Below are 24499 nucleotides of genomic sequence, written 5' to 3'. Positions count from 1 at the left end.
ACATGTTCGGGCGTTTTCTTCGGCTTCGAATCTTGGTGTGCCGCGCCAGCTCAAGTTGCGTGTGGACTTGACATAAATGCCGGGTCGATTGGTGGGGGCGTCTACAGCCCGACTTCTTCGAGGCTCGGCCGCGCGGACCTGGCGGCCGGTCCAGCGCCACCGTCGAAATAGACAGCCCATCTACAGGCTGCAACCATCGGACCCCGTGAGCGACGGGGGCGCACCGCCGTGAACGACCAGCCAGACTCCGCCGACGCCTCCCGGCCGGTCGTGACCCACGACGACATTGCCGACGGTCTGCGCGCGCTGGGGCTCGCCGGCGTCGAAATCGTCGTGGTCCACTCGTCGCTGAGCGCCTTTGGCTGGGTAGCGGGCGGCGCCGACACGGTGGTTGCCGCCGTGCGATCCGTGGTCCCCACGGTCATCGCGCCCGCATTTACCTATGTGGCCCGGTTGCCGTCGCCGCCGGACAACGACATTCCCTTCAACGCCGACACCCCCGCGGCGACCTGGCAGGAATTCAACGAGGCCGTGCGTCAAACGCCGGTTCAGCGCACGGATAGCCCGATCAATCGCAGCATGGGCGCCATCGCGACGGCGCTGGCCGCCGAGCCGGAAGCGACGCGGAGCCCAGCGCCGATTTGCAGTTTTTCAGGTGTCGGGCCGCGGGCGCGCGAGCTGCTGGCCCAAGGGAGCGCCGACCGACCGCTCGCCGTCCTCGAGGTTGCCGCGAAGCAGGGTGCGTGGATCCTTCTACTCGGCGTGGGGCACGAATCGAACACGACGATTCACGTGGCGGAAAACCTGGAGCACCGCGGCGGATTCACGCGGTTTGCACGTGTCGCCGACGATCCGCGTGGCTGGACGGCGGTGCGCGACGTTGGCGGCTCCTCATCAGGCTTCCCGACTATCGAGCCGCACCTACGGGGCATCCAGCGAGAAACGCGGATCGGCGACGCGCGGTGCCTGGCGATGCCCGCGGCAGACACCATCCGCGTGGCGCGAGAGCTCATTCGCAAAGACTCGACGGCCATGCTGGCGTCGGACTACGACACCCCCGGCACGACGGCGTTCGACGCGCTCGCCAAGCGTCAGGCGTATCTCCGGAGTCTGACGTCGCCCTAGGTCGTCGCGCCGACCGCGTGCGAGGGCGCGTCGCAGCGACGACCGGGCGTAAGATCGCGCTGCGCGGTGCGCATCAGGTGGTGGTCGCCGGGCGGACCGAGGCCACGTGGGAAGGAAGCGATTTCATGGTCATGGTGAAACGGCTGGTGGCGGTTGCGCTTGTGGCGATTACGTTCGTCGTCGGGCTGAACCTCATCCTCACGCCGGTCTACCACGACGGCGGCCCTACATATCCGGTGTGGCAGGTCGTCAACTGGTTCATGGCGGTCGCGGTGCCGATTGCCGTGGTGGTGAGCGTGCTGCGGAAGCGGACTGTAAGCGGCAGTGGCGGCGACACGGTCACCCGCGAGTATCTGTCGGCCACCGCGGTGCTGTATGGATCGATCGCCCTCGTCATCCTGTTCTACTGGGGCTGGCTGTGGACCTTCTGGCCGGAAAACGAGACTGGTCTGGCGGCGCAGTCCCACATCAATCATTTCCCCTGGGTCGACGTGCTCTTCACGTGGGTCGTGGGCAACACCGGCTTCTATCTTTGGAGCGGCGCCGCGGATAAGTGAGGCGCGGGTGGCGGGACGGTCGGTGTTGAACGGGCAGCATGTTTAGCCTGCCCGGCTTCACCATCGGCGACTCATGGTTTGTCGTCAGTGATGGCGTGGCCCACGGCTTTTTCTGCACCTCGCCGGAGCCGCGCCCTTCCTGGAACTGGGATATCGGCCACGCGGTCAGCCGCGACCTGGTGCACTGGGATTTCCTCGGTTTCGCCTTGGAGCGCGGCGGCGGTGAATCCTGGGACAGCCAGACCCTGTCCACCGGTTCAGTCCTCACCTGGAAGGGGCGCTACTGGATGGCATATAGCGCGCTGCGCCGAGGTGAGAACCCGCCCACGCGCAAGGTGCATCGCGTGGGACTGGCCGTGTCGGACGATTTGTATAGCTGGACCAAATGCGAGAGCAATCCGGTCAATGAACGCGATCCCGGGCTCTACGAGCGCCTCGGCCCCGTTCACCGGGCGTACGGCCAATGGCGCGATCCGTTCATCTTCGAGGTCGAGGGCCGCGTCCATCAGCTCGTGTGCGCCCGGAGCAAGCACCCGGATCGGAGCCGCCGGGGCGCGGTTGGATTGGCCACCAGCCGGGACATGCAGGCGTGGCAGGTGGAGCCGCCGTTGGACGTGGACCCCATCGCCACCGAGATCGAGGTTCCGCAGGTGTACCGCATCGACGGGCGGTACTACCTGTTGTTTTGCACCTCGGCCGACCGCATCGTCCCCTGGTTCAGGCGCCGGTTTCCCGGGCATCCCTTTCGGAGCGCCGACTTTTCGATGGTCGGCGCGTCGCCGCTGGGCCCGTTTCGCGTTCACGGCACCGGCGAGGTGCTGCCACCGGACGCGCCGGTGCAGCCCTACGCCAGCCGTCTCATCTGGTGGGAGGGCCGCTGGGTGATGCTCGGCACAGCCACCGTCGACAGCACGCGCTGCGTCTGCGACCCGATCCCGGTGGTTGCCACCGACACCGGCATCCGGGCCGCTTGACCGGCAGCACCCGCGCGCTCGAGCTCGGACCGAATTGGCGGATTGTTCTGTACATTGCCGGCCATGGCGGCGAGTCCACCGACCATCGAGGTTGGAGAGGGTAAGGGTCCTGTGGCGCAGACAACCGTTGACTACTTTGCCGATCGTGGCTTCACCAACGAGGCGATCTTTCGGACCGATATGGATCGGTGTGAGCCGTCGGACGCGTTAGGCGCAGACCCACAGCATCGCCGGTGGCGTGCAATGGCGTACGCGACTGACGACCTCTCCGGCACGATGCTCTTGGCCGGCCCGAACACGGCGGCGCCCACGGTGCGCTATCCGCTGGACGTGCAGGGTTGGCACGCGGTGTCAATCGGCGTCTTGCCGTCGCGACCCGGCGAGAGCGACGGTCACGCGGTGCGCGTGCGGCTCAGTGACGACGCGGTCGAAACGATGCTCAACTCCGCAAGCGCCACGTCGGCCCGCATCCACGACAAGGCGATCGTGGAGATGTTCTGGAAGGTGGCGGATCTGACCGGCCAGGACCTCCACATCGGCCAGGTTGCCTGGCAGGAGGCCCCGGGGGACGGCATTGGCGCGGTGCGCTGCATGCACGCGCGAATCGCCTACATCAAGGTCGTGCCGCTCACCGAGGCCGAGGTCGAAGCGACGCGCGCCGATAGGACGGACGTTCGGAACCGAACGCTCTTCGCGCACCAGGACGCGCACGGACCCCACTGGTTGTGGCGCATGACGACGGCGGACGAGGTCCGACGCGAGCTGGAGCCCTACCGCGATACCGACTTCTCGCGCATGTATTGGGAATGCGGCCAGGGCGACCTGATGTACAACCTCACCAACATCGGGCGGCGCTGCACGTTCGACGGGCTGGACGATTTCGACCGCGTCGGCGACCGCCTGCACGCGGAGAGCTGGCGGGCCTTTGCCGCGCAGGGCATCGATCCACTTCGAGTCGCGCTGGACTATTGCCATGAGATCGGCATGGAGTTCCATGCCAGTTGGCGGGTGGCCGGATTCCACTTTCCGCCGCCGCACGACCACTTCGACCACGGCGACGGCATCTACAAGCGGCATCCCGAGTGGCGCGGCGAGGACCGAAACGGCGTGCGCACGCCGCGCATGGCCTACAGCTTCCCCGAGGTTCGCGCCCATGCCGTGGACCTGCTCCGCGAAGTGGCGCAGCATCCGATCGACGGCGTTTGCCTGCTATACAACCGGCGCCCGCCGCTGGTTGAGTACGAGCGCCCGATCGTCGAGGGATTCACCCGGACGCATGGGGGCTTCCCACGACTCCTGCCGCCGGACGATCCCACCTGGCTGCGCTACCGGGCGCAAACGCTGACCCAGTTCATGCGCGAGGTCCGCGAGGCGATGGATGAGGAGGCGGAGAAGCAGGGCCGGTCGAGCCGAATTCAGGTTTCGGCCATCGTCGGCGCCACCGAGCAGGAGAACTTGCAGATCGCGATTGACCTGCGCGCTTGGGTGGACGAGGGCCTGGTCGACACGCTGATTCCGTACTCGTCGGAGCTGGGCATGGACAGCTCACTGGAGGCGTGGACCGATCCGGAAGCCGCCAGGTGGCTGCTGGACCTGACCGAGGGCACGCCCTGCACGGTTGCGCCCAACATCATGCCGCGGCACCTTTCGCCGGAGGAGTTTCGCCGCCGTGCCGACGGCCTCTATGGGACAGGCGTGCCACACCTGTTTTTTTGGGATTGCGCCGGTCCCGCGGGCCGAGCCAATTACCAAGACATGTGGACGGCGCTGCGGCGGCTGGGGCATCGCGAGGAGATTGCCGCCTGGCGGGAGGCCGGTGAGGCGGAGCTGGTCACGCCGACCCACAAGCTCAATCTCCTGGGCGACTGGGATCTGAGTTACCAAACGCCCGGGTAGGCCGCGTTAGGTTCGGTCTTCGAGTCGCAGCCAGCGCAGGTCGACGCAGCCCGCGGCGTCGGCCGTGGGATGCAGGACGCAGACGAGCTCCCGGCCGCCGGTGGCGGCAATGTCGGGATAGCCGCAGCGCACGCCGTCCGCTCTCGGAGGCGGGCCGGGCGACGGCGCGGCCAGCCATCCCAGGCGCCGCCAGGTCTCACCGTCGTCCGCGCTGACGCTGCACGCCACGCCCGATCGATTGCCGCGCTCGTCGCGATAGGCGCAGAGCACCGCGCCCGACCGGAGGCGGTGCAGCTTGATGTTGGCGCCGGCGAAATCGGCTGGGCGCGGCTCGCTCCAGGTTTGGCCGTCGTCGGCGGAGTGGGCGAACACGCTGTCGTGACCGCCGAACACCCGCGCCACGGCGAGGAAGCGCCCATCGACCAGCCGCACGATATCCATGTCGCCGAAGCCGAGCTTTGGGTGTTCGGCGACGACCACGGGTGGCGAAAAGGTTGCGCCGAGGTTGTCGGTGAAGGTTACGCCGGCACGCCAGCCGACATCGCGTCCGGTCGTGCCGATAACGGCGAGCATGTGGCGGCCGTCGGCCAGTCGATGCGGATTGCTGGCGCCGTAGAGCTCCGTCCACCCTGGGAACATGCGGACTTCAGGGCTGATGGATGACCAGGTTTCTCCACCGTCGGTCGATGTCCGTGTGGCCATGTGCCAGCCGGTGCACGGCTCGTCGCCAGGCAGGGTCGGATCGATCTGCAGCCGGCCCAGCGCCAGCAGCAACCTCGTGTCGCTGAACGGCATGAGCCCACCCATGTTGAGGCAGTCCCAGCCGGCTTTCGCGTGGATTGCTGCGGGGGTGGTCCAAGTCCTCCCGTTGTCGTCGGATCGCGAGACCATCAACACGCCGTTGTTGAGCCGGCGGGCTCCCTCGATGCGGCTGAAGCTGAGCACGAGCCGGCCGCCCGGCAAGCGCGCCAGGCTGGCCATGTGGTGGATGTGCGGCTCGTCGGAGGGAAACAGCTTGCGCGCGTCGTTGACGGCGATCGGCGCGTCTGTGGGAAGGTCGGGATCGCCGGGCGTCATCAAATCTGTTCCTCATGCGGCGTTCTGATCCGCGTAATGGGACTACGCCTACATGGGTCCGTGGCCGAACCATGGTATTTCGCTACGTAGACTTCAGATGCCGGCACGATAGGCGCGCCTGTGCTTGTGCGGATTTAGCTCGAGTGCCGCGCCGGCGCAGCTACGCGGCGGTAGTGGGCGAAATCGGCGCCCTCGTGCAACCTGGTGTCCAGCGCCGCGGTGGCCATCCTTGAATCGTCGATTGGCCCGAGGGGTGGATTCCCGCCTTCGCGGGAGTGACGAAGGATTGCGCAAGGGTCTCCCTTCGCGGGAATGACGGATCTAAGGTCGCCCGCTACCTACGCGGCGCGCCGCAAGCGCGCGCATGCGAAGATGGCGGGCGCCGCAGGGTTGAAGGCACTCGCCCCTATGGCCGCGCAAGAGTCGCAAATCGTCGTCGATGGCCTGTGGAAGGTCTTTGGCGCTCGGCCCGACCGCGTCTTTCAGCCTGAGCATGCCTCCAAGAGCCGCGCGGAGCTTCAGGACGAACTGGGGCTGGTCACCGGACTTCGAGACGTGTCATTCACGGTGGAGAAGGGTGCAGTCTTCGTGGTCATGGGGCTATCCGGCAGCGGCAAATCGACACTGGTGCGTTGCCTCATCCGGCTGATCGAAGCCACCAGGGGGCAAGTCTATTTCGACGGCGAGGACATTCTCGGCTATACCCAAGCCCAGCTCATCGAGTTTCGCCGGCGAAAGACGGCGATGGTGTTTCAGCATTACGGGCTGCTCCCGCACCGCAGCGTCATCGATAACGTCGCCGTCGGCCTTGAGATTCGCGGGATCGACAAGCCCACTCGCTATCGGATGGCGGCCGAGACTATCGAAACGGTGGGGCTGAAGGGATGGGAAAACTATCGCCCGCACGAAATGAGCGGTGGCATGCAACAGCGCGTGGGGCTGGCGAGGGCCCTGGCAGTCGATCCCGACGTGCTGCTGATGGACGAGCCGTTCAGCGGACTTGATCCCCTCATCCGCCGCGAAATGCAGGACGAGCTGGTTTCGCTGCAGACCGAATTGCACAAGACCATCGTGTTCATCACCCACGACCTCGACGAAGCCCTCAAGCTCGGTGACCGCGTCGCCATCATGCGCGACGGACAGATCGTTCAGCAGGGGTCGCCGGAGGAGATCGTCACCTTGCCCAGCGATGACTATGTGACCGACTTCGTGCAAGACGTCTCGCGGGCCAAGGTGGTGCAGGCTCGGGCAATCATGGGTGAGCCCGACGTGGTCATCTACGAGCGGCAGGGGCCCCGCGCGGCGCTGCACGCCATGCAGCAGCACAAGCTCGACGCCGTGTTCCTGATCAGTCGCTCGTTCACCCTGCGCGGCGTCCTCACCACGGAGCAGGCGACGGCCCTGGCCGCCCAAGGCGCCAGATCGCTCCATGGGGCGCCGGTCGATCAGGCCGTCACCACGTCGCCCGACGCGTTCATCGCCGACGTGATTCCAATCGCCGCCCACAGCAAACATGCCGTGGCCGTCGTCAGCGATAACGGCAGCCTGCTGGGCGAGATACGCCGGGCCGTGCTGTTAGAGACCGTGGCGCAGGCTGGCTAGAGAAACTCGCATGGATCGACCGAACTCCCGGCCCCCAGTCGACCCACCCAAATCCAGGCTCGCTCGCCTGGTTCGGGAGCCGCACCGTCAACTCGCCGGCGGGATTGGGGCGCTTCCGCGCTATGGCCGTTGGATTGCCGGCGCCGTGGTGGTCGCCATCGCCGTGGTTGTCTGCCTGGCCGTTTGGGGCACGGAGATGGACTTTCCGACCACCGTGTCCGAGTCCCAGGTCGAGACATCGGGCGGTGGCGTGACGACGATTGAACGCACCGTGCGGGAGGTTACCGGGACGGCCATTGATGACGCCGTCGACTGGCTCAATATTGAGGTCAGCTGGCTCTTCGACAGCCTCAGCTCGGCTGTCGATGTGGCCCTGGTGCGCATCGAGGATGTGTTGAGCTGGCTGCCGTGGCCCGCGGTCATTCTCGGTCTGGCCCTTGTGTCCTTCGCCGCCGGGCGCTGGCGTCTGCTGGGCTTCACCGTGCTGGCGCTGCTTTTCATCGGCTTTATGGACCTCTGGGAGAACACCATCGATACCGTGGCGCTAATGATCGTGGCGGTGGCGGTGGCGGTGCTCATCGGCCTGCCGGTGGGCGTGCTGGCGTCGCGCAGCCGGATCGCCGACAACATCTTGCGGCCCATCCTCGACGCCATGCAGACCATGCCCAGCTTCGTCTACCTGCTGCCGGGCATCCTGTTCTTTGGCCTGGGGAAACCCGCCGGAATCTTCGCCACCATTATCTATGCGGTTCCGCCGTTGATCCGGCTCACCAATCTGGGCATCCGCCAGGTGTCGCCGGAGACCATCGAAGCCGTCCGCTCGTTTGGCGCGTCTCCGCTGCAAATCCTGGCGAAGGTGCAGATTCCCATGGCGCTGCCCACCATCATGGCCGGCGTCAACCAAACCACCCTCATGGCCCTGGGTATGGTCACCATCGCCAGCATGGTGGCTGCCGGCGGCCTCGGCGACGACGTGCTGCGCGCGCTGCAAAAGAACCAGCCCGGCAATGGACTCATCGCGGGTCTCGCCATCGTATTTCTGGCCATCATTTTCGACCGATTCACCCAGGCCGTGTCCCGCGGCCGGCATGAGATTCGCCGCGCCGGATAGTCGTCGCGGTCCCACCGCCCGTCCCGCCCAACGGTGCTTCTTGCGCGTGCGATGCGGACCAATCACTGGGCGATTGGACCGTCAGGGTGGCGCGGGCGGCGCGATTCCTGGGCGCCCTGGTTGCCGGCGCTCGCGCATCGTTGCACCGCGAGCTAAGGTGCTACCGCGACGGTATTCGGTTTAACGGTTATGGGGAGGGCGTCAATCATGTTGACTCGCTACATGCGGCTCATGCTTGTACTCGCGGTGCTCGCGGTCATGGGGGTCGCTGCCTGCGGGGAGTCCGACGAGCCACAGCCGACGCTGGTGTTCAGCGATCTGAACTGGGACAGCGCGCAACTGCAAAACCGCATCGCGCAGTACATCGTCGAAAAAGGCTATGGCTATTCCACGGACGTTGTCTTCGGCAGCACGCTGCCGCTCTTCCAGGGCCTGCGGAACGGCGACAGCCACATCACGCTTGAAATCTGGCTACCCAACCAACAGGAGGCTTGGGACGAGGCGATTGCCAACGGCGAAGTCGTTTCCGTTGGTAAGAGTTTGGGCAACGACTGGCAGTCCGGGTTTGTGATCCCGGCCTATCTCCAGGAGCAATATCCCGAGCTCGATAACGTCGAAGACTTGAAGGACGAGCAGTTCAAGCAGATCTTCGCGACGGCGGCCAGCGGCGGCAAGGCGCGGCTGGTGTCGTGCGTCATTGGCTGGGCCTGCGAAGAGAACGTGGCGGCCCAGATCGAAGCCTACGGGCTTGCCGATCACGTGGAGGTCATCAACCCCGGCGACGGCGCCGCACTCAACGCCGATCTGTACGGCGCCTATGAGAAAGGCGAGCCATGGCTCGGGTACCAGTGGGGAACCAACGAACCGGCGTTGGTGCTGGACGTGGTTCGACTCGAAGAGCCGGCGTACAGCGACGAATGCTGGTTGACCACCAAGGCGTGCGGATTTGAAGACGCGACCATCCTGATCGCAGTGCACCCCGACCTGCTGACCACGGCGCCTGACGTCGTCCAGATGCTGCGGGCCTGGGACCTCAACATCGAGGTCTACAAGCCGATCGCTCAGTGGCTGCTCGACAATCCCGACGCCGGCACGAACGACGCCGCGATCTGGTGGCTGAAGAGCAACCCCGACATTTGGGGCGCGTGGGTGACGCCAGAGGCCGCCGAGGCCATTCAAGCAGCCCTTGACGCCGACGAGATTCCGGACGGCTGGCCCACGGCCTCCTAGTCGGACGTAGGCGGCGGCGGTTCTTCTAGGCCGTCGCCGCCTGCTCGACCCGGAACGAATAGAGCTGCGCGTCGCGCAGGATGAAGCGCAGCCGCCGGTGCGGCAGGCGGTGGGTATAGACCTCGCCGCCCGATGACGGGACGTCGAGGGGGAGACTCGGGTCGCCATTCCACGTCACCGTATGCTCGATGGCGTCGCCGGTGAAGACGTCGCAGTCGTCGCGGCCACAGCCGTCGAGGACGCGATCGTGCACGTCCAGCGCCTCGACCTTGATGTAGCCCTCGGGGCCGCAGGCGGCGTTGATCACCAGTCGCTGGCCCGGCGCGACCCACGGCTGGGTCAGAATCATGCCCTCGCGCATGCGGTCGGCGTCGAGCGACACGAAGCCGAACTTCCTCAGCTTCGCCAGGCCCAGGCCGAATCCCACCAGGTTCATGTCCCAAGCCTCAGGGGCGTCCAGGCCCTCTTCCTGGCCGTGGATCCACCAGTCGTGATGGGACTTGGACCCGCCGTGGAACACCAACCACTCCGGTCCGTCGACGTCGGGAAACCGGGGCAGGCTGGTGTAGAACTGGTTCCACGAACCCGGCGGTCCCAGCGGCAGCCAGGCTTGCCCCGGAAAGAGCCGCTGCCAATCGCGTCCGTCGCGGCTGTGCACCAGCTGCACGTCGAGCGTGTTTTCGACCATGTGGAACACCTGCACGAAACCGATCCATTGGCCGCCGAGCCACATCGCGCTCATGCTGTAAAACGAGTCATCAATGTTGTCGAGCAGCGAGTCGGGCGCCAGGATCAGCCGCGGTTCGCTCCAGTGCAGGTAGTCGCGGCTTTCCGAGAGGTAGATGCGGCGGCGCCCGCGGCGGTTCGGCGCACCGGCAGCCGCGTCCCAGGTCGGATGGCCGCCCAACTCGGTGGCGTGCAGCGGACGAGCACGCGGCGCCAGGCTCATCCAGGGATGCCGGGTGAAGAGCAGATAGGTGCCCGTGCCGGGATCGAATGCGGGCTGCGCCGAATCTCCGATGCGGGTGCCGGTGCGGCCAACGGTCGGACGGTCGTCGCCCACGGTCCAGCGAATGCCGTCGGCCGAATAGCCCACGCGGACGTGCGCGCCCGGCTCGTCGCTGGCCACGGCATATCCCGGCGGCACCATGACGTGAAAGCCCTTGTAGCGCCGGTTGGGATCGTCTTCCAGCGGGTCATCGAACACGGACAAGCCCCACACGCTCCCGTAGGCCTCGCTGCCCAGGATGATGTTGGTGTCGTGGCCGTTTTCGCGCACCAGGCCGAGCGGGGGTTTGACCCATTCGAAGCCGTCGTCCGAGTAGGCGTAGCAGACACGCAGGCGGCCGTTGGCCCAGTCGATGAAGGCGCCGCCCTTGCGCGCCAGCCGCTCGCGATTCACGTTGAGATCGGTGTAGGTGCAGTGGAGGCGCTGCGTCTCGGGGTCTCGCCACAAGCTCCAATCCACGCTGCTGAAGTAGGGCACATGCTCCCAGGGGCGGTCGCGCTGGATGAAGGGGCTGCCGTCGACGCTCACCGGTCGATGGAGGCGGCGCGTAACGTGCTGCACCTCTTCGATTAGACCGTCGTCGAAGAAATATTGCGGCGTGTCGCCGATGATCAGTTGCGTGGCGTCGAGCTGGCTCAAGGTCCCTCCAGGCTCGGCCTGCGCCCGCCGCGGCCCGGCGGCGCCTGCCGGAAACCGCTCGGGCGGGCCGATTGCACGGCCGGATGATGCCTGTTCGCGGGGGGCGGCGCTATTCCACCCGGCGCGGTCCGCCGCTGTAACACCTGGTCAATGGTGTGACGGACGGCAGGCGCCGTTGCAAGATACGCACAGCCGCTAAACCCGAGATTTCCGCCAGGTGAAGCACACGGAGACCCGACCGGGCGCCCGGCGATTCGTCCCGTCTCGGCCATCCGGCAAGGCCGCGAGCATTGCGCAGTTCTACTGGCGGCGCCGGCTGATTCCGGGCTTCCTCTTTCTGGCTGTGGTTTCCGTCGTCGGGGTGGTCGGATTCATCGCGATTGAGGGGATGGCTCCGGTGGACGCCCTCTACATGGTCGTCATCACCCTCAGCACCGTGGGCTTCGCGGAGGTGCACACGTTGTCCACGGCGGGGCGCGTGTTCACATCGGTCTTGATCGTGGCCGGCGTCGGTACACTTGCCTGGACGGCGGCGAACTATATCGAGTATCTCGCCGAAGGCCATCTGGGTGCACACTTTGCGCGCCGCCGACGCGCGAGGTTCCTTTCGCACATGCAGGGTCACTACATTGTCGGGTCGTATGGCCGCGTCGGCGCGCGCATCGCGCAAGAGTTGCGCAACGACGGCTGCGAAGTCGTGGTCATTGACGTCGACCCGGCACGGGTCCAGACGGCCGCCGATGACGGTCTGGTGAGCATTGCCGATCGCGCCTCGTCGGATGCGGCGCTCACCGAGGCGGGTATCGAGCGCGCCGCCGCCTTCGTCGTCGCCACCGACGACGACGCCGAAAACGTCTACGCGGTGCTGGCGGCTCGCGTGCTGGCGCCAGAGGTGCCGGTCATCGCGCGCGCCGCATCGGACGAGGCGGTCCGGCGGTTGCAATCGGCCGGCGCCCTGCGTGTGTTTTCGCCGCCGATCGAGGGCGCGCTGAGCATGGTGGACTTTATCCGGCGGCCCAACGTGCGCGACGTGCTCGACCAGCTGCTTGATCCCCACGCGCCTGGCCTGGACATCCGCGAAATGGCCGTTCCGGACGGATCCCGGCTGATTGGCGAAACCGTGAACACATTGTCGCTCCAGGAGTTTGGGGTTTCGATGTTGGCCCTCGTCCGGCAGGGGCGCACGGAGATGGCGCCGGCGACGGACCGTGTGCTCGAGGCCCGCGATGTTTTCGTGGTCGTGGGCGTCCCTGAAGCGTTGCAGCGACTGTTCGAGCGTTATGAACTGGTCGATGCGCTGCCCGTGCCCTCCAAACAGCGCACAGGCTCGAAGTAGAACTCATCAAGCGTTGGCGCGTTTGGTGGAAGCCCCGCTCGCGCGTGCGGCAGAATGGTTGCCAGAACGTCATGCGGTCGGGGAGATGATCGTGATGCGGCAAGCGATCCTGGTCGGGCTGTCGGCCCTGTTTCTCATTGTCGTGGCGGGCTGCGGGGAGGAGGAGCCGGAAGGGCCTCCGGTCTATGACGCCTACCCGGAGATGGAGATTGATCCGCTGCGGCCCTACAGCGTCACCTTCACCACCAGCGTCGGACGCATCAGCTTCGTCCTGAATCCCGAAGAGGCGCCGCTGGCGGTCAACAGCTTTATTTTCCTCGCCAACAGCGGCTACTACGACGGTGTGGCGTTTCATCGCATCGTCCCCGGCGTGCTTGCCGAAACGGGCGACGCCACCGGAACGGGCACCGGCAACCCCGGCTATACCTTCGAAGTCGAGCCGCCGCAGCGGCCCTACCAGCGCGGAGGCATTGCCTTGGCCAACGACGGGACGCCGAACTCCAACGGATCGCGCTTCTTCTTCATCCTCGGCGACCTTGCGGGAAGTGCCGAAGCGCCGCATGAATACACGGTCTTCGGCCACTACAAGGAAGACCACGCGCCGTCGTTGGCCACGCTCGACAAGATCGAAGCTGCCCAGGAAGAAGTCACGATCTTGTCGCTGAAGGCCACGGAAGGCTGCCTGCCGAGCTGGGGCGGCTACGGCCCGTGCTAGGACCGATTGGGGGCGGCGTCTAGCTCGTTTCGTCGGCGCACGCGCCGTCCGAATGGGCGCACGGCACCGGTGAGTTCAGCCAGTGGGCTGGACGGCCGTAGATGACGGATCCTCGACCCGCATGTCGGTTGCGAGTGGTCTAGCAGGTTCCATGGCAAGTGCGGCAGAATGCTTGACACACCGAGGGGCTGACGGTGAGGAGCGCATGATGCGGCGAGTGACACTCCTTGGGCTGGCTGCCCTACTGCTCATCGCGGTGGCGGCGTGCGGCGAGGCGGAGCCGGAAGGGCCGCCGGTCTATGAGGCCTACCCTCCGATGGGGATTGATCCGCTCCGGTCCTACAGCGTCGTCTTCACCACCAGCGTCGGACGCCTCACCTTCCAACTGCTTCCGCAAGAGGTGCCGCTGGCGGTCAACAGCTTCATTTTCTTGGCAAGGGAGGGTTACTTCGACGGCGTGACGTTTCATCGCATCGTTCCGGGTGTGCTTGCCGAAACGGGCGACGCCACGGGCACGGGCACCGGCAACCCGGGCTACACATTCGAGGTGGAGCCGACGCAGCGGCCCTATGAACGCGGCGGCATCGCCTTAGCTAACGACGGGGCGCCGAACTCCAACGGCTCACGGTTCTTCTTCATCCTCGGCGATCTCGCCGGAAGCGCCGAGGCGCCGCACGCGTACACGATATTCGGCCATCTGAAGCCGAATCACCCGCCGTCCGTAGCGACGCTCGACAAGATCGAGGCCGCCCAGGAAGCGGTCATCATCCGGTCGCTGCAGGTCACCGAGGGATGTCTGCCGAGTCGGGGCAACTACGGGGCATGCTAGGGCCGACTTCGGCCAACGCGTAGCTCGCGTCATGGGTGCAGGCGCCATCCGAATGGGCGCGTGGCGTCGGCGAGTTGAGCCGATGGATCGGACGGCCGCGGATGAGGGGGCTTCGACCCGCATGTCGGATGCGGTAGGTTCACTATGCCCCTGTCGGGTGCGGCAGAATGACAGGTGGACCCGGGGGCTGATGGAGAGGGAGAAGCGCATGATGCGGCGAGTGACACTCCTTGGGCTGGCTGCCCTACTGCTCATCGTCGTAGCGGCGTGCGGTGAGGCGGAGCCGGAAGGGCCGCCGGTCTATGAGGCCTCCCCATCGATGGAGATCGACCTGCGCCGGTCCTACAGCGTCATCTTCACCACCAGTGTCGGGCGCCTCACCTTCCAGCTGCTGCCGGAAGAGGCCCCGCTGGCGGTCAACAGCTTCATTTTCCTCGCCAACGAGGGCTACTACGACGGCGTCGCGTTTCATCGGGTGGTGCCCGGAGTGCTCGCCGAGACGGGCGATGCCACGGGTACGGGCACCGGCAATCCGGGCTACACCTTTGAGGTGGAGCCGCCGCAGCGACCGTACGAGCGCGGCGGCATCGCCATGGCCAACGATGGGACGCCGAACTCCAACGGCTCGCGGTTCTTCTTCATTCTGGGCGACCTCGCGGGAAGCGCCGAGGCCCCGCACGAGTACACGGTATTCGGCCATTTGAAGCCGAATCACGCGCCGTCGGTGACAACGCTCGACAAGATCGAGTCCGCGCAGGAAGAGGTCATCATCGAGTCGGTGAAGGCGACGGAGGGCTGCCTGCCGAGCGGCGGTCCCTTCCAGTGCTCATGACGCGTGCTGGGACTACTTGGGTGGTCCGCTCGGTCTAGCCTATTCCAGGGTAGGTGCGGCAGAATGTCAGGCGGACCCAGGGGCCGACGGGGGGCGCCATGCGGCGAGTGACAATCCTTGGGCTAGCTGCCCTCATGCTCATCGTCGTGGCCGCGTGCGGCGAGTCGGAGCCGGAAGGGCCTCCTGTCTACGACGCCTATCCGCCGATGGAGGTTGAAGATCAGCGGGGCTATAGCGTCACCTTCACCACCAGCGTCGGGCGCATCCGATTCGTGATGTTGCCGCAGGAAGCACTGCTGGCGGTCAACAGCTTCATCTTCCTGATCAACGAGGGCTACTACGACGGCCTGGCGTTTCACCGGGTTGTTCCCGGTGTGCTCGCCGAATCCGGCGACGTGACAGGCACGGGCACCGGCAACGCGGGCTACACCTTTGAAATCGAGCCGCCGCAGCGGCCGTACGCGCGGGGACTGATTGCCCTGGCCAACGACGGGACGCCGAACTCCAACGGATCGCGGTTCTTCTTCATCCTGGGCGATCTGGCCGGAAGCGCCGAGGCGCCGCACGAGTACACGATCTTCGGCTATGTCAGGGAAAACCATGCGGTGTCTTGGGCGACGTTGGACAAGATCGAGGCCGCGGAGGAAGAAGTCACCATTCTGTCGACGGTCGCGACGGAAGGCTGCCTGCCCGCGTGGATGGGCTTCGGCCGGTGCTGATGCCGCTGTGCGCCACCCGTGGAGTCGACAGCTAGGCGCCCAGGCCGCTTGCCGGGACCGGCCGCTGACGAAAACTGGGCGCCGGGGGTGGCTTGACCGTGAAGGATCCTCAAGCCGATCCCTGCGTATGCGTGGCGCGGGCTGCCACCACCGTTTGTGGGTGGAGATGAGGGGACTCGAACCCCTAACCCCTGCCTTGCAAAGGCAGTGCTCTACCAATTGAGCTACATCCCCGTTGCCAGATTCTAGGCTAGCGCCGGACCGGCGCGGGGCTCTGATACCATCCCCAGGGCTCCGGGCTCTTAGCTCAGTCGGTTAGAGCGCGCCTCTGATAAGGGCGAGGTCCGTGGTTCGAATCCACGAGGGCCCACCAGCACGTACCGAACTCATAAAGTCGCCGTCGAGGGCCACCTCGGAGGCGTCTGTGCGCCCGACTGGACTGTCGTCTGGCATCGGGATGGTGTAGCGGATGACGGCCCGGCCAGGTCGCACCGTGATGCGCTTCACAAAGGAGCGGATGAACGCCTTCGTCTCCATGATGTCGCTGGTCAGGAGGAACCGGCTCATGTCCTTGGCGAACTCGGCGATCACGTCGGCACTGTCCAGCAGCTGCCGCCGCTCGGCGAGCGCTCGGCGAGTGTCGTCAGCCGCCAGCTCCAGCTGATCCTTGCGCTGCTGGTGTTCACGGATCCGCTCGGCGGCGTCGGCAACCTCTAGGTCGGTGGTCTCGATCACTCGCCAGATACGGTCGAGCGCGCGGTTGAGCTCATCGAGTTCCTGCTCGATCGTCGCCAGCTTGTCGCGCTGCTCGCGGGCGAGCCCATCCATCTCCTCGTCGACGAGCGCGACCAACGCGCGGATGTTGCGCTCGGTGAGGATGTGATCGCGCAGCTGCTCGATGATCAACTGCTCGAACCTGGGCGCGTTGAGCCTCGGCGTCGTGCAGGTCTCGGCACCTCGTTTGATCTTCGATTGGCAGACGTAGTAGGTGTACCTGCCACTCTTCGCCTCCGAGGCGGTGAGCGACGTGCCGCAGGGCGCGCAGCGGACCAACCCGCTGAGGAGGTAGCGGCTGGCGATGCGGCGCGGATTCACCTGCTTGGGCGCCCGCGACTTGAGCAGCCGCTGGACGTGGTCGAACGCTGCGCGGGACACAATGGCGGGAACGGCGGCCTCGACCCGGATCGGCGGTCCGCCGTCCTTGGCGTTGCGCCCCCAGATCAACGTGCCAGCGTAGGCCTCATTGGTCAGCATCTGGTGGATCGTGGTCTTTAGCCAGCGCTTGCCGTTCGTGGTTGGGATGCCCTCCGCGTTGAGGATCCGGGTAATGCCAAGCACGCTCTGGCCGCTGCGCGCCAGCTCGAAGATGCGCCGAACCACGGCGTCGGCGGGCGGGGCCAGCGCGAGCTTCGGGCGCTGCTTGGCGCCGTCCTGGACATAGACCTTGCGGTAGCCGTAGGGCGCGTAGGTGGGTATCCAGAAGCCCCGGGCGGCGGCCTCCCGCATCCCGCGGGTGACCTCCTGCGCCAGGTTCTCGCTGTAGAACTCGTCCACGCTCTCGATGATGGCCTCCATGAGTTTGCCGGTGGGGGAGTCGTCGGCGTGCTCGGTGATGGAGACGACCCGCACGCCACGTCGGCGGAGCATGGACTTGAAGGCCACGGCGTGCTCGCGCTTGCGGGTGAAGCGGGAGAACTTCCAGACCAGGATTTCCTGGAACGGGGCGTCCGGCTGGCTGGCCGCTTCCAGCATCCGGCGAAACTGCGGCCGATCGGCGACGCGGCCGCTCTCGGCCTCGTCGACGTACTCCCGCGCCACGACGTAGCCGTGTTTCGCGGCGTAGTCGCGGAGCGCCCGAAGTTGGGCCGCGACGGACAGGTCCACGTCCTGACGGTCGCTGGAGACGCGGGCGTAGAGGGCCACCAGTCGGACGTCAGGCGGCTGCGTCATGCGGATGTCCTTTCGTGCTGCGCTGTCGCGAGGTTGCGGCCACTCGTATCAGCGAAATCGGCGCTGGCGAGCTGTGGCTGAAGGGCGCTTCGGTCGCGATACGGCACGGCGACGAGCGCGATCTTGGCCAGTCGTCGGTGCCAGACGACGGGCCTTACGACGACGGCGACGTCGCCCGTGCCAAGATCATTGCCCGCCGGCTCTTCCTCGGCATAGCTCGCCCGGCCGCTCCGCACGACCTGCGCCACCAACGCGTCCGCGGCTGGCGGGCGGCCCCGCCGGGGCATGCCGCCCCGCGTGCCGCTGAGGAGGCCGGCGTTGCGCGCCCCAAACCCGGGCGTGCGCGCCACGACCGTGGCTCGAAACGCGCCGGGCGCCGGCCGCTCAGTCCACGCGGCGGGTACGCCGGATTCCCTGCGCTCATACAGCACCGCCAGCAACGGCTGCTGGCGCAGCACTTCGGCGAGCCGCAGGGTCACCGAGGCATAGGACCGGCGGTAGCGCTGCCGCAAGGCCAGCACGTCGAGCCCGGTCGCCACGGCCAGCCCGGTGAACGCTGCCGGCTGCATGAGGACCGCCGCGGCAAACTGGTCGGCTTCGCGACAGAGATTCCGGACGGGGGCGGGGTCCGCGGCGCGGTCTTGGAGCATCTCGTCAATGATCTCGTAGGTCTCGTGAAGCACCGTGTGTTCCCAGGCGCCCGCCCACTGATCGGTCGAGTAGTGAATGGCGTACGCGCCGGGTGCCAGGCCGCAGTGGAAGCCCCGCAGGCCGCCGGGCAGGTGGGTGGCGACGACGGCGGCGATCCCGGCGTCTCGCAGGACCCGGATCACCTCGTCGAGGGTTGGACGCCCCGAGAGGCGGAAGTACCTGACGAAGGCGTCGGCCAGCGCGGCCGGGGCCGGCCGCCACTGGTCGGGGCCCTGGTCCACGAGACTGTCGCAGAAGTCGTCGAGCGTGCGCGTCATTCCAGCAGGCGCTTCCCGGTCAGCGTCTCGTACATCTCCACGATGAACCGCTTGGCCGCCAGGCTCATTGGTCCGTCGGGACGGGTGCCGAACCGAAACTTGGGGTCGGCCAGGACGAAGTCGAAGGCCCGGTCGACGTTCGCCTCCGCGTCGGCCCCTGCGTCATCACCGGCGTCCAAGTGCCCGGCGCGCTTGAGCAAGTCCTGCAGCGACACCCCGTAGAAGGCAGCCAGCTTTTGGAGGACCCGCGGACCGGGACGCCGGTGCCCCTTCTCGATGTTGGAGAGGTAGGGGTCGGAGATGCCGGTGCGGCGGTAGACCTCGCGCAGGCTCCGGGTCCCGCGCAGCTGGCGCAGGTAGGCACCAATGTCGGTGTCGGTCCGCTCGTCATGCGTCATATCCAAAGCATACGGTGTTTTGCTAGACGAAAGCAAGCATATGCCGCCTGAAGTACTCGGTCTACGCCGACTGGCGTTTTCACGTCCCTATCCTGTTGCTATACTTCTGCATAGCAGAAGTACCAGTCCTCTATCCGGCGTCCGTGTGCCCGGCCTCCGCGCGCACCGTGGCGTCTCCGCGGAAGGTCGCACCCATTGCCCACGACCACCGGCCAGCTGCGGCTTCCCCCGGCGCAGGACGCGCTCCGGCGCCAGGGGCTCCGTCTCCTGGCGCGGCTGATCGTCCGCGCCTACCTGAAGGATCGCGCGGCCGCCACCGGGCCTGGTCGTGATGCCGCACCATCCGACGTCGAGCCGGCGTCGTCGCGGGAGGCCGACCAGCGTGCCCGGTAAGCGCCCCCGGCCCAAGGTCCGCCTAAACCCCTACGCCGTGTGGGACCGGCTCAATCGGACCAACCGCTCCCAGAACGACCTCGCCCGCCAGATGGGCATCAGCTCCGGCTACCTGTCACAACTCATCACCGGCCAGCGCTGTCCCTCGCCCCGGATGCGGCGGCGGCTGCAGCGGGGCCTCGACATCGCTCGCTTCGATGACCTGTTCATCGTGGAGAACGGCGATGCGCCATAGGTCGGCCCCGCCGTCCCATCTCATGTTGGGCTGGCCCTTCCTGCCAGAGGACTTCCCCCAGCGACTGGAGCGGCTCAAGCAGACCATGGGCCTCTCCTGGGAGGGCGTGGCCATGTGCCTCGGCGTGGACGTGCGCCAGGTGCAGCGCTGGCGGCGAGGCACGGAACCCTGCGGCGGCGCGCTGTTCGCGCTCTTCCGACTGGCGGAACGCGTCCCCGGCGGCCTCGACCTGCTGCTCGGAAACGACGCCGGCCAGTCATGGGATAGGTGAGGATATGGGCCGCCAGCGTCGGATCCACCGCCCCGTCACCCCGGTCTTTCCGCCGGACTTCCCCGCGCGGCTGGAGCGATTCAAGGCGGCCGGCGGGGTTTCCTGGCGCGCCCTCGCGCGCCGCCTCGGGGTAAGCCCCTACCGGCTCCGCGAGTGGCGGCGGGGGACGGTGCCGAGTGCACCGCATCTCTTCGTCCTGCTGACCCTTGCCGACCAGTTGGGGCTCATAGAGGTGCTGATGTGTCCCGAGCGGGACTTGCCAGACCCCGGGATGGAGCCGGGCGGGCCGCCGGCTCCCTGACCATCGGCAGTGTCCGCCGGATGCGCCGTCTCGCTTATGGTCAGTCTCCGGGGACGGCGCGGCAGGGCGGCGTCTACCCCGCGCCTTCGGGGGAACTTCGCCGGACATCAACTGGGCCGAGCTGATCATGGGGTTATCCCCGCGCTTGCGGGGAACCGGAAGGCCGATTCAAGGCTTCGCTCGAAACGGGCAAGGGGATGCTTAGGTCCATTGTCGTGGACCGGATCAAACTCGCGCGACGATTTCCCGGCCGAGCCAAGCACCGCGAGAACCCGGACGTTCTGTCGAAACACGGCGCTCCGGCGTCCACGGACTCGATGTCATTGCGAGACGTCACTGCGATCCCGTGCCGCGACACCTACAGCCGATTCAAGCCGGCGACGCGGAAGCGGACCACAGTCACGCTCGGTGACTCGTTCAATAGCGAGCGTGGGCGTGCGAGTGGCGTCCTTACCCGGATTAACCCCCACCCGGAGGAACTCAACGCAACGACCGGGAAGCCCACCGATGCGCAGCGACGTTAGGACGGACTTGATGCGCGTTCGTATTCCAAGTTGACGGATTTCTTACATACCACGGATGTCGATGTCCAGCTTGATTGCATGCTCGCCATTTCCGATTTAGCATCGGATTCGTTTATTGTCAAAGTGGCATATTGGGCCATTGTGAGAGACGGTGAAACGCGCCAATCTGGCATCTGACATAAAGCCAAGTTCGCCGCACGAGCGTCGCTACCGAATGTCGAAGGGGGTACGACAACTCGTGGATCAGCCTCAGTGACCGGGACAACGACCGCCTCGGCAAGCGGTACGTCGAAAAACTCTGGTTTGACCGAGAATTCGCCATCCGCGGTCGATCGGATATCGGCGAAGAACCCCAGTTCGATCGGCAGCTGCATACTTGATTCAATGGGATAGATTCGTGGTGTGAAGGCGAAACCCCGCGTGGTTGACCGGCTCCTGCTTTGGATGTAGGAAGCAACGGGCTATAGCTTTGCGCTTCTCGGAGGCTTCTTGCTGGAGCGACTATTTCAGGTGATCGAGAACGCGCTGCTGATCGGCCTGCTGGTCGTGCTGGGGATGGTCCGGGATCCGTGGCAGCGGATCCCTGCCGTCCAAGTGTGGGCATTCGGCATCCTCATGCGCTATGGCGAAGTTTCACCCGATGGCGACGAAGGTGGCGAGCCAGAATGGAACGCGTTGCCCCTCAGGCCGGGCGAGTTGACGGATGTGGTGTTCACTGGCGAGCCCGTGCATCACGTCGTCGAGTTGGATACGGCCTATCGCATCCTGTTTCGAGACGACACCGGTCAGACGGCGATGTGGAGCGAGCACGGTGTACGGAAGTGTCAGCTACGTGTTCGGCAACAACCCGTCGGTACACGGCAAGGGCACGATACCGATGCCGTACCGTGTAGCCATCATCGTCGAGTGCGCCTACCCGCGGCGCAGCACTTCGTCTTCGTAGTTTCTGAGCTGCTTCATGCACGCTAGTACGATGTCGACTTGTCGCTTACTCAGCATCCAGGGCCGTCCGCGCCCGGGCCGGCTTGCAGGAAATAGCGCTCGGAGCAATTGCCGCACGTCACGAGTTGGCATCTCGCGCCCAAGGACGCTCCGAATCGCACAGGCGAGTTCTGCGGTATTCATATAACTACCACCTCCGGCCGTTGTAGTGGCGCTCCATGATGTTGAGGAATGCCCGGCAGAGAATTGATCCAATGACTACCGCACTCAGACTAACGAAGGCGATGGAAAGCCACCAGTCGATGGTGACGAGGGCGAGGATGAGAAGGGGAAGACCGGAGACAAGCCGGTCCAACCACATCTCGGCGGCTCTCCCGATAAGCTGCGAATACGTCATCGGTTCGTTGACCACGACCGCGGCTTCTCGCGGCGGGCAAGCGGCCCAAGGTCGCCCTCGTGGCCAGCCTGCGCAAACTGCTCGTCCTCAAGCAAAGTCCAGTCGCGAACAAGCACCTGGATCCCCATGTCGGCCTAGGAGTTGCCACCCCAACACGGTTGCTCCGCGGACTTGGCGTGCGTCCGTTCTCTTCGAGAGTTTCAGCCCTACAGGTTGCTCTCGGCAATCTATCGAGGGTTCACCCGGCGATTGGGTCCCGCGTCTTGAGTTCCGGGAATAGCGAGACGTCGCGGTCCCGGGTCAGTAGCGCTTCGGCTCCATGGGCCAGGCATATGGCCGCGATCCTGGCGTCGTGGACAACTCCGGCTATCACTCGGGGCCGTCGCACGAACCTCTCCAATACCTCCGGAAAGTCCTCGGTCTCCCCTATCAGCCGCAGTGAAGGGGACGCTGTCCAAGCGGCGAGTTGACGCCACGACTGCTCCGGGCTGGTGGCGTTGTCCCTCCAGATGCGGGGGTTGGTCACCACGTTGAGAAACTCGTAGCAGCAGGGCCAGGGAATGGCCCAAGCATCGTCACCCTGCACCAACTCGCGCAGCAACGAGGAGGCCGCCTCGTGGTGCCTCGATTCGCGCCGGTGCGCATAAACTAGCCGGTTTGTGTCCACGGCGATCATCGGCGTTCAGGCTCCGAGTAAATGACCTCTCGGAGGTCCTGCCAAGACTACGCCTCCAAGGGATCACTCACCCCGGCTTCGCCTACGCTGTAGTCGGGCAGACAGTAGCGTTGACGCGGAGCTGCCGTCGAGAGCACCCGGCGAAGGCCGTCTTCAACCACGGCACGCAACGGGCGTCCGGTCCGTTGCGCGTGCCGCTTGGCGCGCGCCAGCAACTCGTCCTGGATGTCAATCGTCGTCTTCATCCTGCCCTTACCAGCCATATCCCCTTGTACAGTCATGCCATATTATAGCCGGGTGGTGACTCCCATTGCCTGGCGCAGCGTCACCCGCCACCTTGAGAATGACAAATTCTGCAGTGGTCTGCGTCATCACCGTCGTCCTGCCTATCCCCTGTGCATGGTCCGAGCAGCCGTGTACCCTACGGAGTTTAGTGCAACTCCTAAGCTTCTGACGATTGTGACGATGGCCGGATGGTGTAGACGACCCGAGCCGGCGAGCGTGCTTGCCCGCCGACCAGCATCGCCAGCACGCAACCTCCCCGCATGTCGTGCCACGGGACCCAGAGTCCCAGCAAGATGCGCACGCTGGCCAGCCACACGGCGAAGCAGGTGCAGCTGCTGAAAGGCCTCCAGGCCCAGCACGTCAAGTGCCGGGCTGCGACGGTCGGTTACGACCTGTGGTGGACGAGGACCGGACGTGCCTACGGCGGCTTGAGCTCGCCAAGCCGCTCAAACTCCGCCCACCAGGCGACGTCGTCGGGGAGGTCCGAGATGTGCATCACGACCTCACCAGGCGCGAATACGGCCATCCGCTCGCCCAGGATCAGCGCCCAATCGCTGTCAGCCGTGACGTAGATGTGATTCCACCAGTCTCCCGACCACGCGATGCCGCCGGAACCGCTGACGCTGGTAAGGCTCACGCTCGGGATCGTGTCAACATCCGGCGGCTCGTCGTCCGCGAAGCGAATCCGGACAAGCCACAACCCCTCGGACACCAGGTTGATGGGGGACGTCGGCTCAGGGCCGACACCGTTGACATAGAGGAATTCCTGTGGGGCGTCTGACCTCAGGTGCGACCCATGGACTGGTACTTCCCGAACGATCTCCGAAGTCACCATAGGTCCAGACGAGTCCGCACGCATGGCGTTCGAGATGAAGGTGTTCCATTCGGCGGTTCGGCGGTGGTCGAGCACGGCGACAGCCGCCGTCACGGACAGGGCTCCGGCGATCACGACGGCGGTCAGCGGGACGAGAATGCGCACCATGCGCTCTCCTGTGTCTCGTGGCGTTCTCACTTTCATTGGCGCATACCGAGCCGCTGGGCGGTCAACCCCAGCGGCTCGGTCACGTCAACTCGACACCGGTCACCGATCCTGTACCAGCATGGCAATAGCAGATCACAAGTCAACGCGATCCACGACCCAAAGCTACTATACTACGCCTGAAGCGGGCTGTGCTTAGGCGCTTGCGAATGTCTGTCCGCTTCCGACCCTATATTCTCTCGCAGAGGGAGGTGCCAGATGAAGACAGTTTGGACAGTCCTGTTCACCCTCATGGCAGTGATTACCGCCATGTCGGTCTTTGTGGCTGTATTTCAAAGTGACGAATGCGTCTGTCCTGAACCAACTACTGAAACACAAACATCCGAACAATCGACAGATCGTACGCCCATTGCCTCCAGCGCCGCCATCGCAGCGGAGCAACCCGCTGAGGAGATAGGGGCTGGCGATAGTGGTTTACTGAATGTCCTGCGAACTATCATCACGATTACGGTGATGATCTTGCTGATTA

General features: G+C 65.7%; 26 protein-coding genes and 2 tRNA genes. 18 read left to right on the top strand and 10 right to left on the bottom strand.

Going from position 1 to position 24499, the window contains the following annotated elements:
* Positions 1–228 precede the first annotated feature (228 nt).
* From OXG79_07780 to OXG79_07765, 4 genes are all read left to right on the top strand, one after another.
* Entirely contained in the window at positions 229–1125 is an 897-nt protein-coding gene (locus OXG79_07780; GenBank protein ID MCY3783670.1) for an AAC(3) family N-acetyltransferase, read from the top strand.
* Between the two features lie 17 nt (positions 1126–1142).
* The gene (locus tag OXG79_07775; protein ID MCY3783669.1) at positions 1143–1682 is read left to right on the top strand and encodes a hypothetical protein; all 540 of its coding nucleotides are present in this window, start codon (positions 1143–1145) and stop codon (positions 1680–1682) included.
* A 38-nt stretch (positions 1683–1720) separates the two neighbouring features.
* Positions 1721–2656: a family 43 glycosylhydrolase gene (locus tag OXG79_07770; GenBank protein ID MCY3783668.1), complete on the top strand. Its 936-nt coding sequence runs from the start codon at positions 1721–1723 to the stop codon at positions 2654–2656.
* A gap of 243 nt (positions 2657–2899) precedes the next feature.
* Entirely contained in the window at positions 2900–4552 is a 1653-nt protein-coding gene (locus OXG79_07765) for a family 10 glycosylhydrolase (protein ID MCY3783667.1), read from the top strand.
* A gap of 6 nt (positions 4553–4558) precedes the next feature.
* Here the strand turns inward: OXG79_07765 and OXG79_07760 are convergent, their stop codons facing one another.
* On the bottom strand, positions 4559–5629 hold the full coding sequence (locus OXG79_07760; GenBank protein ID MCY3783666.1) for a sialidase family protein: 1071 nt from the start codon (positions 5627–5629) through the stop codon (positions 4559–4561).
* A 408-nt stretch (positions 5630–6037) separates the two neighbouring features.
* Between OXG79_07760 and OXG79_07755 the strand changes: the two genes are divergently transcribed.
* From OXG79_07755 to OXG79_07745, 3 genes are all read left to right on the top strand, one after another.
* A complete protein-coding gene (locus OXG79_07755) occupies positions 6038–7231 on the top strand; it encodes a glycine betaine/L-proline ABC transporter ATP-binding protein (GenBank protein ID MCY3783665.1) in 1194 nt (397 codons plus the stop codon).
* Positions 7232–7241: 10 nt separating this feature from the next.
* Entirely contained in the window at positions 7242–8342 is a 1101-nt protein-coding gene (locus OXG79_07750; protein MCY3783664.1) for a proline/glycine betaine ABC transporter permease, read from the top strand.
* A 207-nt stretch (positions 8343–8549) separates the two neighbouring features.
* Complete coding sequence (locus tag OXG79_07745; GenBank protein ID MCY3783663.1) at positions 8550–9572, top strand: hypothetical protein; 1023 nt, start codon at positions 8550–8552, stop codon at positions 9570–9572.
* A 25-nt stretch (positions 9573–9597) separates the two neighbouring features.
* On the opposite strand, the gene OXG79_07740 is transcribed toward OXG79_07745, so the two are convergent.
* Positions 9598–11220 carry a hypothetical protein gene (locus OXG79_07740; GenBank protein MCY3783662.1) on the bottom strand — a complete coding sequence of 541 codons (1623 nt, stop codon included), beginning with the start codon at positions 11218–11220 and terminating at the stop codon, positions 9598–9600.
* Positions 11221–11437: 217 nt separating this feature from the next.
* On the opposite strand from OXG79_07740, the gene OXG79_07735 reads away from it, so the two are divergent.
* From OXG79_07735 to OXG79_07715, 5 genes are all read left to right on the top strand, one after another.
* Positions 11438–12556 (top strand): NAD-binding protein, encoded by a 1119-nt coding sequence (locus tag OXG79_07735; protein MCY3783661.1) that lies wholly within the window; start codon positions 11438–11440, stop codon positions 12554–12556.
* A gap of 94 nt (positions 12557–12650) precedes the next feature.
* The gene (locus tag OXG79_07730; protein MCY3783660.1) at positions 12651–13271 is read left to right on the top strand and encodes a peptidylprolyl isomerase; all 621 of its coding nucleotides are present in this window, start codon (positions 12651–12653) and stop codon (positions 13269–13271) included.
* A 208-nt stretch (positions 13272–13479) separates the two neighbouring features.
* Entirely contained in the window at positions 13480–14100 is a 621-nt protein-coding gene (locus tag OXG79_07725) for a peptidylprolyl isomerase (protein ID MCY3783659.1), read from the top strand.
* 211 nt (positions 14101–14311) lie between these two features.
* Positions 14312–14932 (top strand): peptidylprolyl isomerase, encoded by a 621-nt coding sequence (locus OXG79_07720; protein MCY3783658.1) that lies wholly within the window; start codon positions 14312–14314, stop codon positions 14930–14932.
* Positions 14933–15030: 98 nt separating this feature from the next.
* Complete coding sequence (locus tag OXG79_07715; GenBank protein ID MCY3783657.1) at positions 15031–15651, top strand: peptidylprolyl isomerase; 621 nt, start codon at positions 15031–15033, stop codon at positions 15649–15651.
* A 161-nt stretch (positions 15652–15812) separates the two neighbouring features.
* Here OXG79_07715 and OXG79_07710 read toward each other — a convergent pair.
* Positions 15813–15885, bottom strand: a tRNA-Ala gene (locus OXG79_07710).
* Between the two features lie 62 nt (positions 15886–15947).
* Between OXG79_07710 and OXG79_07705 the strand changes: the two genes are divergently transcribed.
* Positions 15948–16024 (top strand) — tRNA-Ile (locus OXG79_07705).
* 1573 nt (positions 16025–17597) lie between these two features.
* Here the strand turns inward: OXG79_07705 and OXG79_07700 are convergent.
* Positions 17598–18569 (bottom strand): hypothetical protein, encoded by a 972-nt coding sequence (locus OXG79_07700; protein ID MCY3783656.1) that lies wholly within the window; start codon positions 18567–18569, stop codon positions 17598–17600.
* Positions 18566–18967, bottom strand: coding sequence for a helix-turn-helix transcriptional regulator (locus tag OXG79_07695; protein ID MCY3783655.1), 402 nt, complete (start codon positions 18965–18967; stop codon positions 18566–18568). Before OXG79_07695 ends, OXG79_07700 begins: the two co-directional genes overlap by 4 nt.
* A gap of 382 nt (positions 18968–19349) precedes the next feature.
* Here OXG79_07695 and OXG79_07690 point away from each other — a divergent pair, with 382 nt between their 5' ends.
* From OXG79_07690 to OXG79_07680, 3 genes are read left to right on the top strand one after another with little or no spacing between them, the layout of a single operon-like run.
* Positions 19350–19595, top strand: a complete 246-nt coding sequence (locus tag OXG79_07690) for a helix-turn-helix transcriptional regulator (GenBank protein MCY3783654.1) — start codon at positions 19350–19352, stop codon at positions 19593–19595.
* The gene (locus OXG79_07685; GenBank protein ID MCY3783653.1) at positions 19585–19866 is read left to right on the top strand and encodes a hypothetical protein; all 282 of its coding nucleotides are present in this window, start codon (positions 19585–19587) and stop codon (positions 19864–19866) included. The genes OXG79_07690 and OXG79_07685 overlap by 11 nt, the downstream gene beginning before the upstream one ends.
* A 4-nt stretch (positions 19867–19870) precedes the next feature.
* A complete protein-coding gene (locus tag OXG79_07680) occupies positions 19871–20167 on the top strand; it encodes a helix-turn-helix transcriptional regulator (GenBank protein MCY3783652.1) in 297 nt (98 codons plus the stop codon).
* Positions 20168–20687: 520 nt separating this feature from the next.
* Here OXG79_07680 and OXG79_07675 read toward each other — a convergent pair.
* On the bottom strand, positions 20688–21065 hold the full coding sequence (locus OXG79_07675) for a hypothetical protein (GenBank protein MCY3783651.1): 378 nt from the start codon (positions 21063–21065) through the stop codon (positions 20688–20690).
* A gap of 136 nt (positions 21066–21201) precedes the next feature.
* Here OXG79_07675 and OXG79_07670 point away from each other — a divergent pair, with 136 nt between their 5' ends.
* Positions 21202–21660: a hypothetical protein gene (locus OXG79_07670; protein MCY3783650.1), complete on the top strand. Its 459-nt coding sequence runs from the start codon at positions 21202–21204 to the stop codon at positions 21658–21660.
* Between the two features lie 160 nt (positions 21661–21820).
* Here the strand turns inward: OXG79_07670 and OXG79_07665 are convergent, their stop codons facing one another.
* The 4 genes from OXG79_07665 to OXG79_07650 form a co-directional block, all read right to left on the bottom strand.
* Positions 21821–22030 (bottom strand): hypothetical protein, encoded by a 210-nt coding sequence (locus OXG79_07665; GenBank protein ID MCY3783649.1) that lies wholly within the window; start codon positions 22028–22030, stop codon positions 21821–21823.
* A gap of 238 nt (positions 22031–22268) precedes the next feature.
* Positions 22269–22706, bottom strand: a complete 438-nt coding sequence (locus OXG79_07660; protein ID MCY3783648.1) for a PIN domain-containing protein — start codon at positions 22704–22706, stop codon at positions 22269–22271.
* 47 nt (positions 22707–22753) lie between these two features.
* Positions 22754–22951, bottom strand: coding sequence for a type II toxin-antitoxin system VapB family antitoxin (locus tag OXG79_07655; GenBank protein MCY3783647.1), 198 nt, complete (start codon positions 22949–22951; stop codon positions 22754–22756).
* 458 nt (positions 22952–23409) lie between these two features.
* Positions 23410–23973, bottom strand: coding sequence for a hypothetical protein (locus tag OXG79_07650; GenBank protein MCY3783646.1), 564 nt, complete (start codon positions 23971–23973; stop codon positions 23410–23412).
* A gap of 255 nt (positions 23974–24228) precedes the next feature.
* Here OXG79_07650 and OXG79_07645 point away from each other — a divergent pair.
* Positions 24229–24499 (top strand): hypothetical protein (locus OXG79_07645; protein ID MCY3783645.1); only part of this gene is annotated, 271 nt, incomplete at its 3' end.

The sequence above is a fragment of the Chloroflexota bacterium genome (assembly GCA_026706485.1).
Taxonomy (GTDB): domain Bacteria; phylum Chloroflexota; class UBA11872; order UBA11872; family UBA11872; genus JAJECS01.
The sequence above is the reverse complement of the archived record's forward strand: the minus strand, read 5'-3'. Positions and strand labels throughout refer to the sequence as shown.

Coding starts and splice junctions, on each gene's coding strand:
- OXG79_07715 (MCY3783657.1), top strand. CDS start 15,031: ATGCGGCGAGTGACAATCCTTGGGCTAGCTGCCCTCATGCTCATCGTC.
- OXG79_07655 (MCY3783647.1), bottom strand. CDS start 22,951: ATGAAGACGACGATTGACATCCAGGACGAGTTGCTGGCGCGCGCCAAG.
- OXG79_07680 (MCY3783652.1), top strand. CDS start 19,871: ATGGGCCGCCAGCGTCGGATCCACCGCCCCGTCACCCCGGTCTTTCCG.
- OXG79_07730 (MCY3783660.1), top strand. CDS start 12,651: ATGCGGCAAGCGATCCTGGTCGGGCTGTCGGCCCTGTTTCTCATTGTC.
- OXG79_07725 (MCY3783659.1), top strand. CDS start 13,480: ATGCGGCGAGTGACACTCCTTGGGCTGGCTGCCCTACTGCTCATCGCG.
- OXG79_07765 (MCY3783667.1), top strand. CDS start 2,900: ATGGCGTACGCGACTGACGACCTCTCCGGCACGATGCTCTTGGCCGGC.
- OXG79_07760 (MCY3783666.1), bottom strand. CDS start 5,629: ATGACGCCCGGCGATCCCGACCTTCCCACAGACGCGCCGATCGCCGTC.
- OXG79_07755 (MCY3783665.1), top strand. CDS start 6,038: ATGGCCGCGCAAGAGTCGCAAATCGTCGTCGATGGCCTGTGGAAGGTC.
- OXG79_07745 (MCY3783663.1), top strand. CDS start 8,550: ATGTTGACTCGCTACATGCGGCTCATGCTTGTACTCGCGGTGCTCGCG.
- OXG79_07650 (MCY3783646.1), bottom strand. CDS start 23,973: ATGGTGCGCATTCTCGTCCCGCTGACCGCCGTCGTGATCGCCGGAGCC.
- OXG79_07695 (MCY3783655.1), bottom strand. CDS start 18,967: ATGACGCATGACGAGCGGACCGACACCGACATTGGTGCCTACCTGCGC.
- OXG79_07750 (MCY3783664.1), top strand. CDS start 7,242: ATGGATCGACCGAACTCCCGGCCCCCAGTCGACCCACCCAAATCCAGG.
- OXG79_07660 (MCY3783648.1), bottom strand. CDS start 22,706: ATGATCGCCGTGGACACAAACCGGCTAGTTTATGCGCACCGGCGCGAA.
- OXG79_07665 (MCY3783649.1), bottom strand. CDS start 22,030: ATGACGTATTCGCAGCTTATCGGGAGAGCCGCCGAGATGTGGTTGGAC.
- OXG79_07675 (MCY3783651.1), bottom strand. CDS start 21,065: ATGCAGCTGCCGATCGAACTGGGGTTCTTCGCCGATATCCGATCGACC.
- OXG79_07770 (MCY3783668.1), top strand. CDS start 1,721: ATGTTTAGCCTGCCCGGCTTCACCATCGGCGACTCATGGTTTGTCGTC.
- OXG79_07720 (MCY3783658.1), top strand. CDS start 14,312: ATGCGGCGAGTGACACTCCTTGGGCTGGCTGCCCTACTGCTCATCGTC.
- OXG79_07685 (MCY3783653.1), top strand. CDS start 19,585: ATGCGCCATAGGTCGGCCCCGCCGTCCCATCTCATGTTGGGCTGGCCC.
- OXG79_07700 (MCY3783656.1), bottom strand. CDS start 18,569: ATGACGCGCACGCTCGACGACTTCTGCGACAGTCTCGTGGACCAGGGC.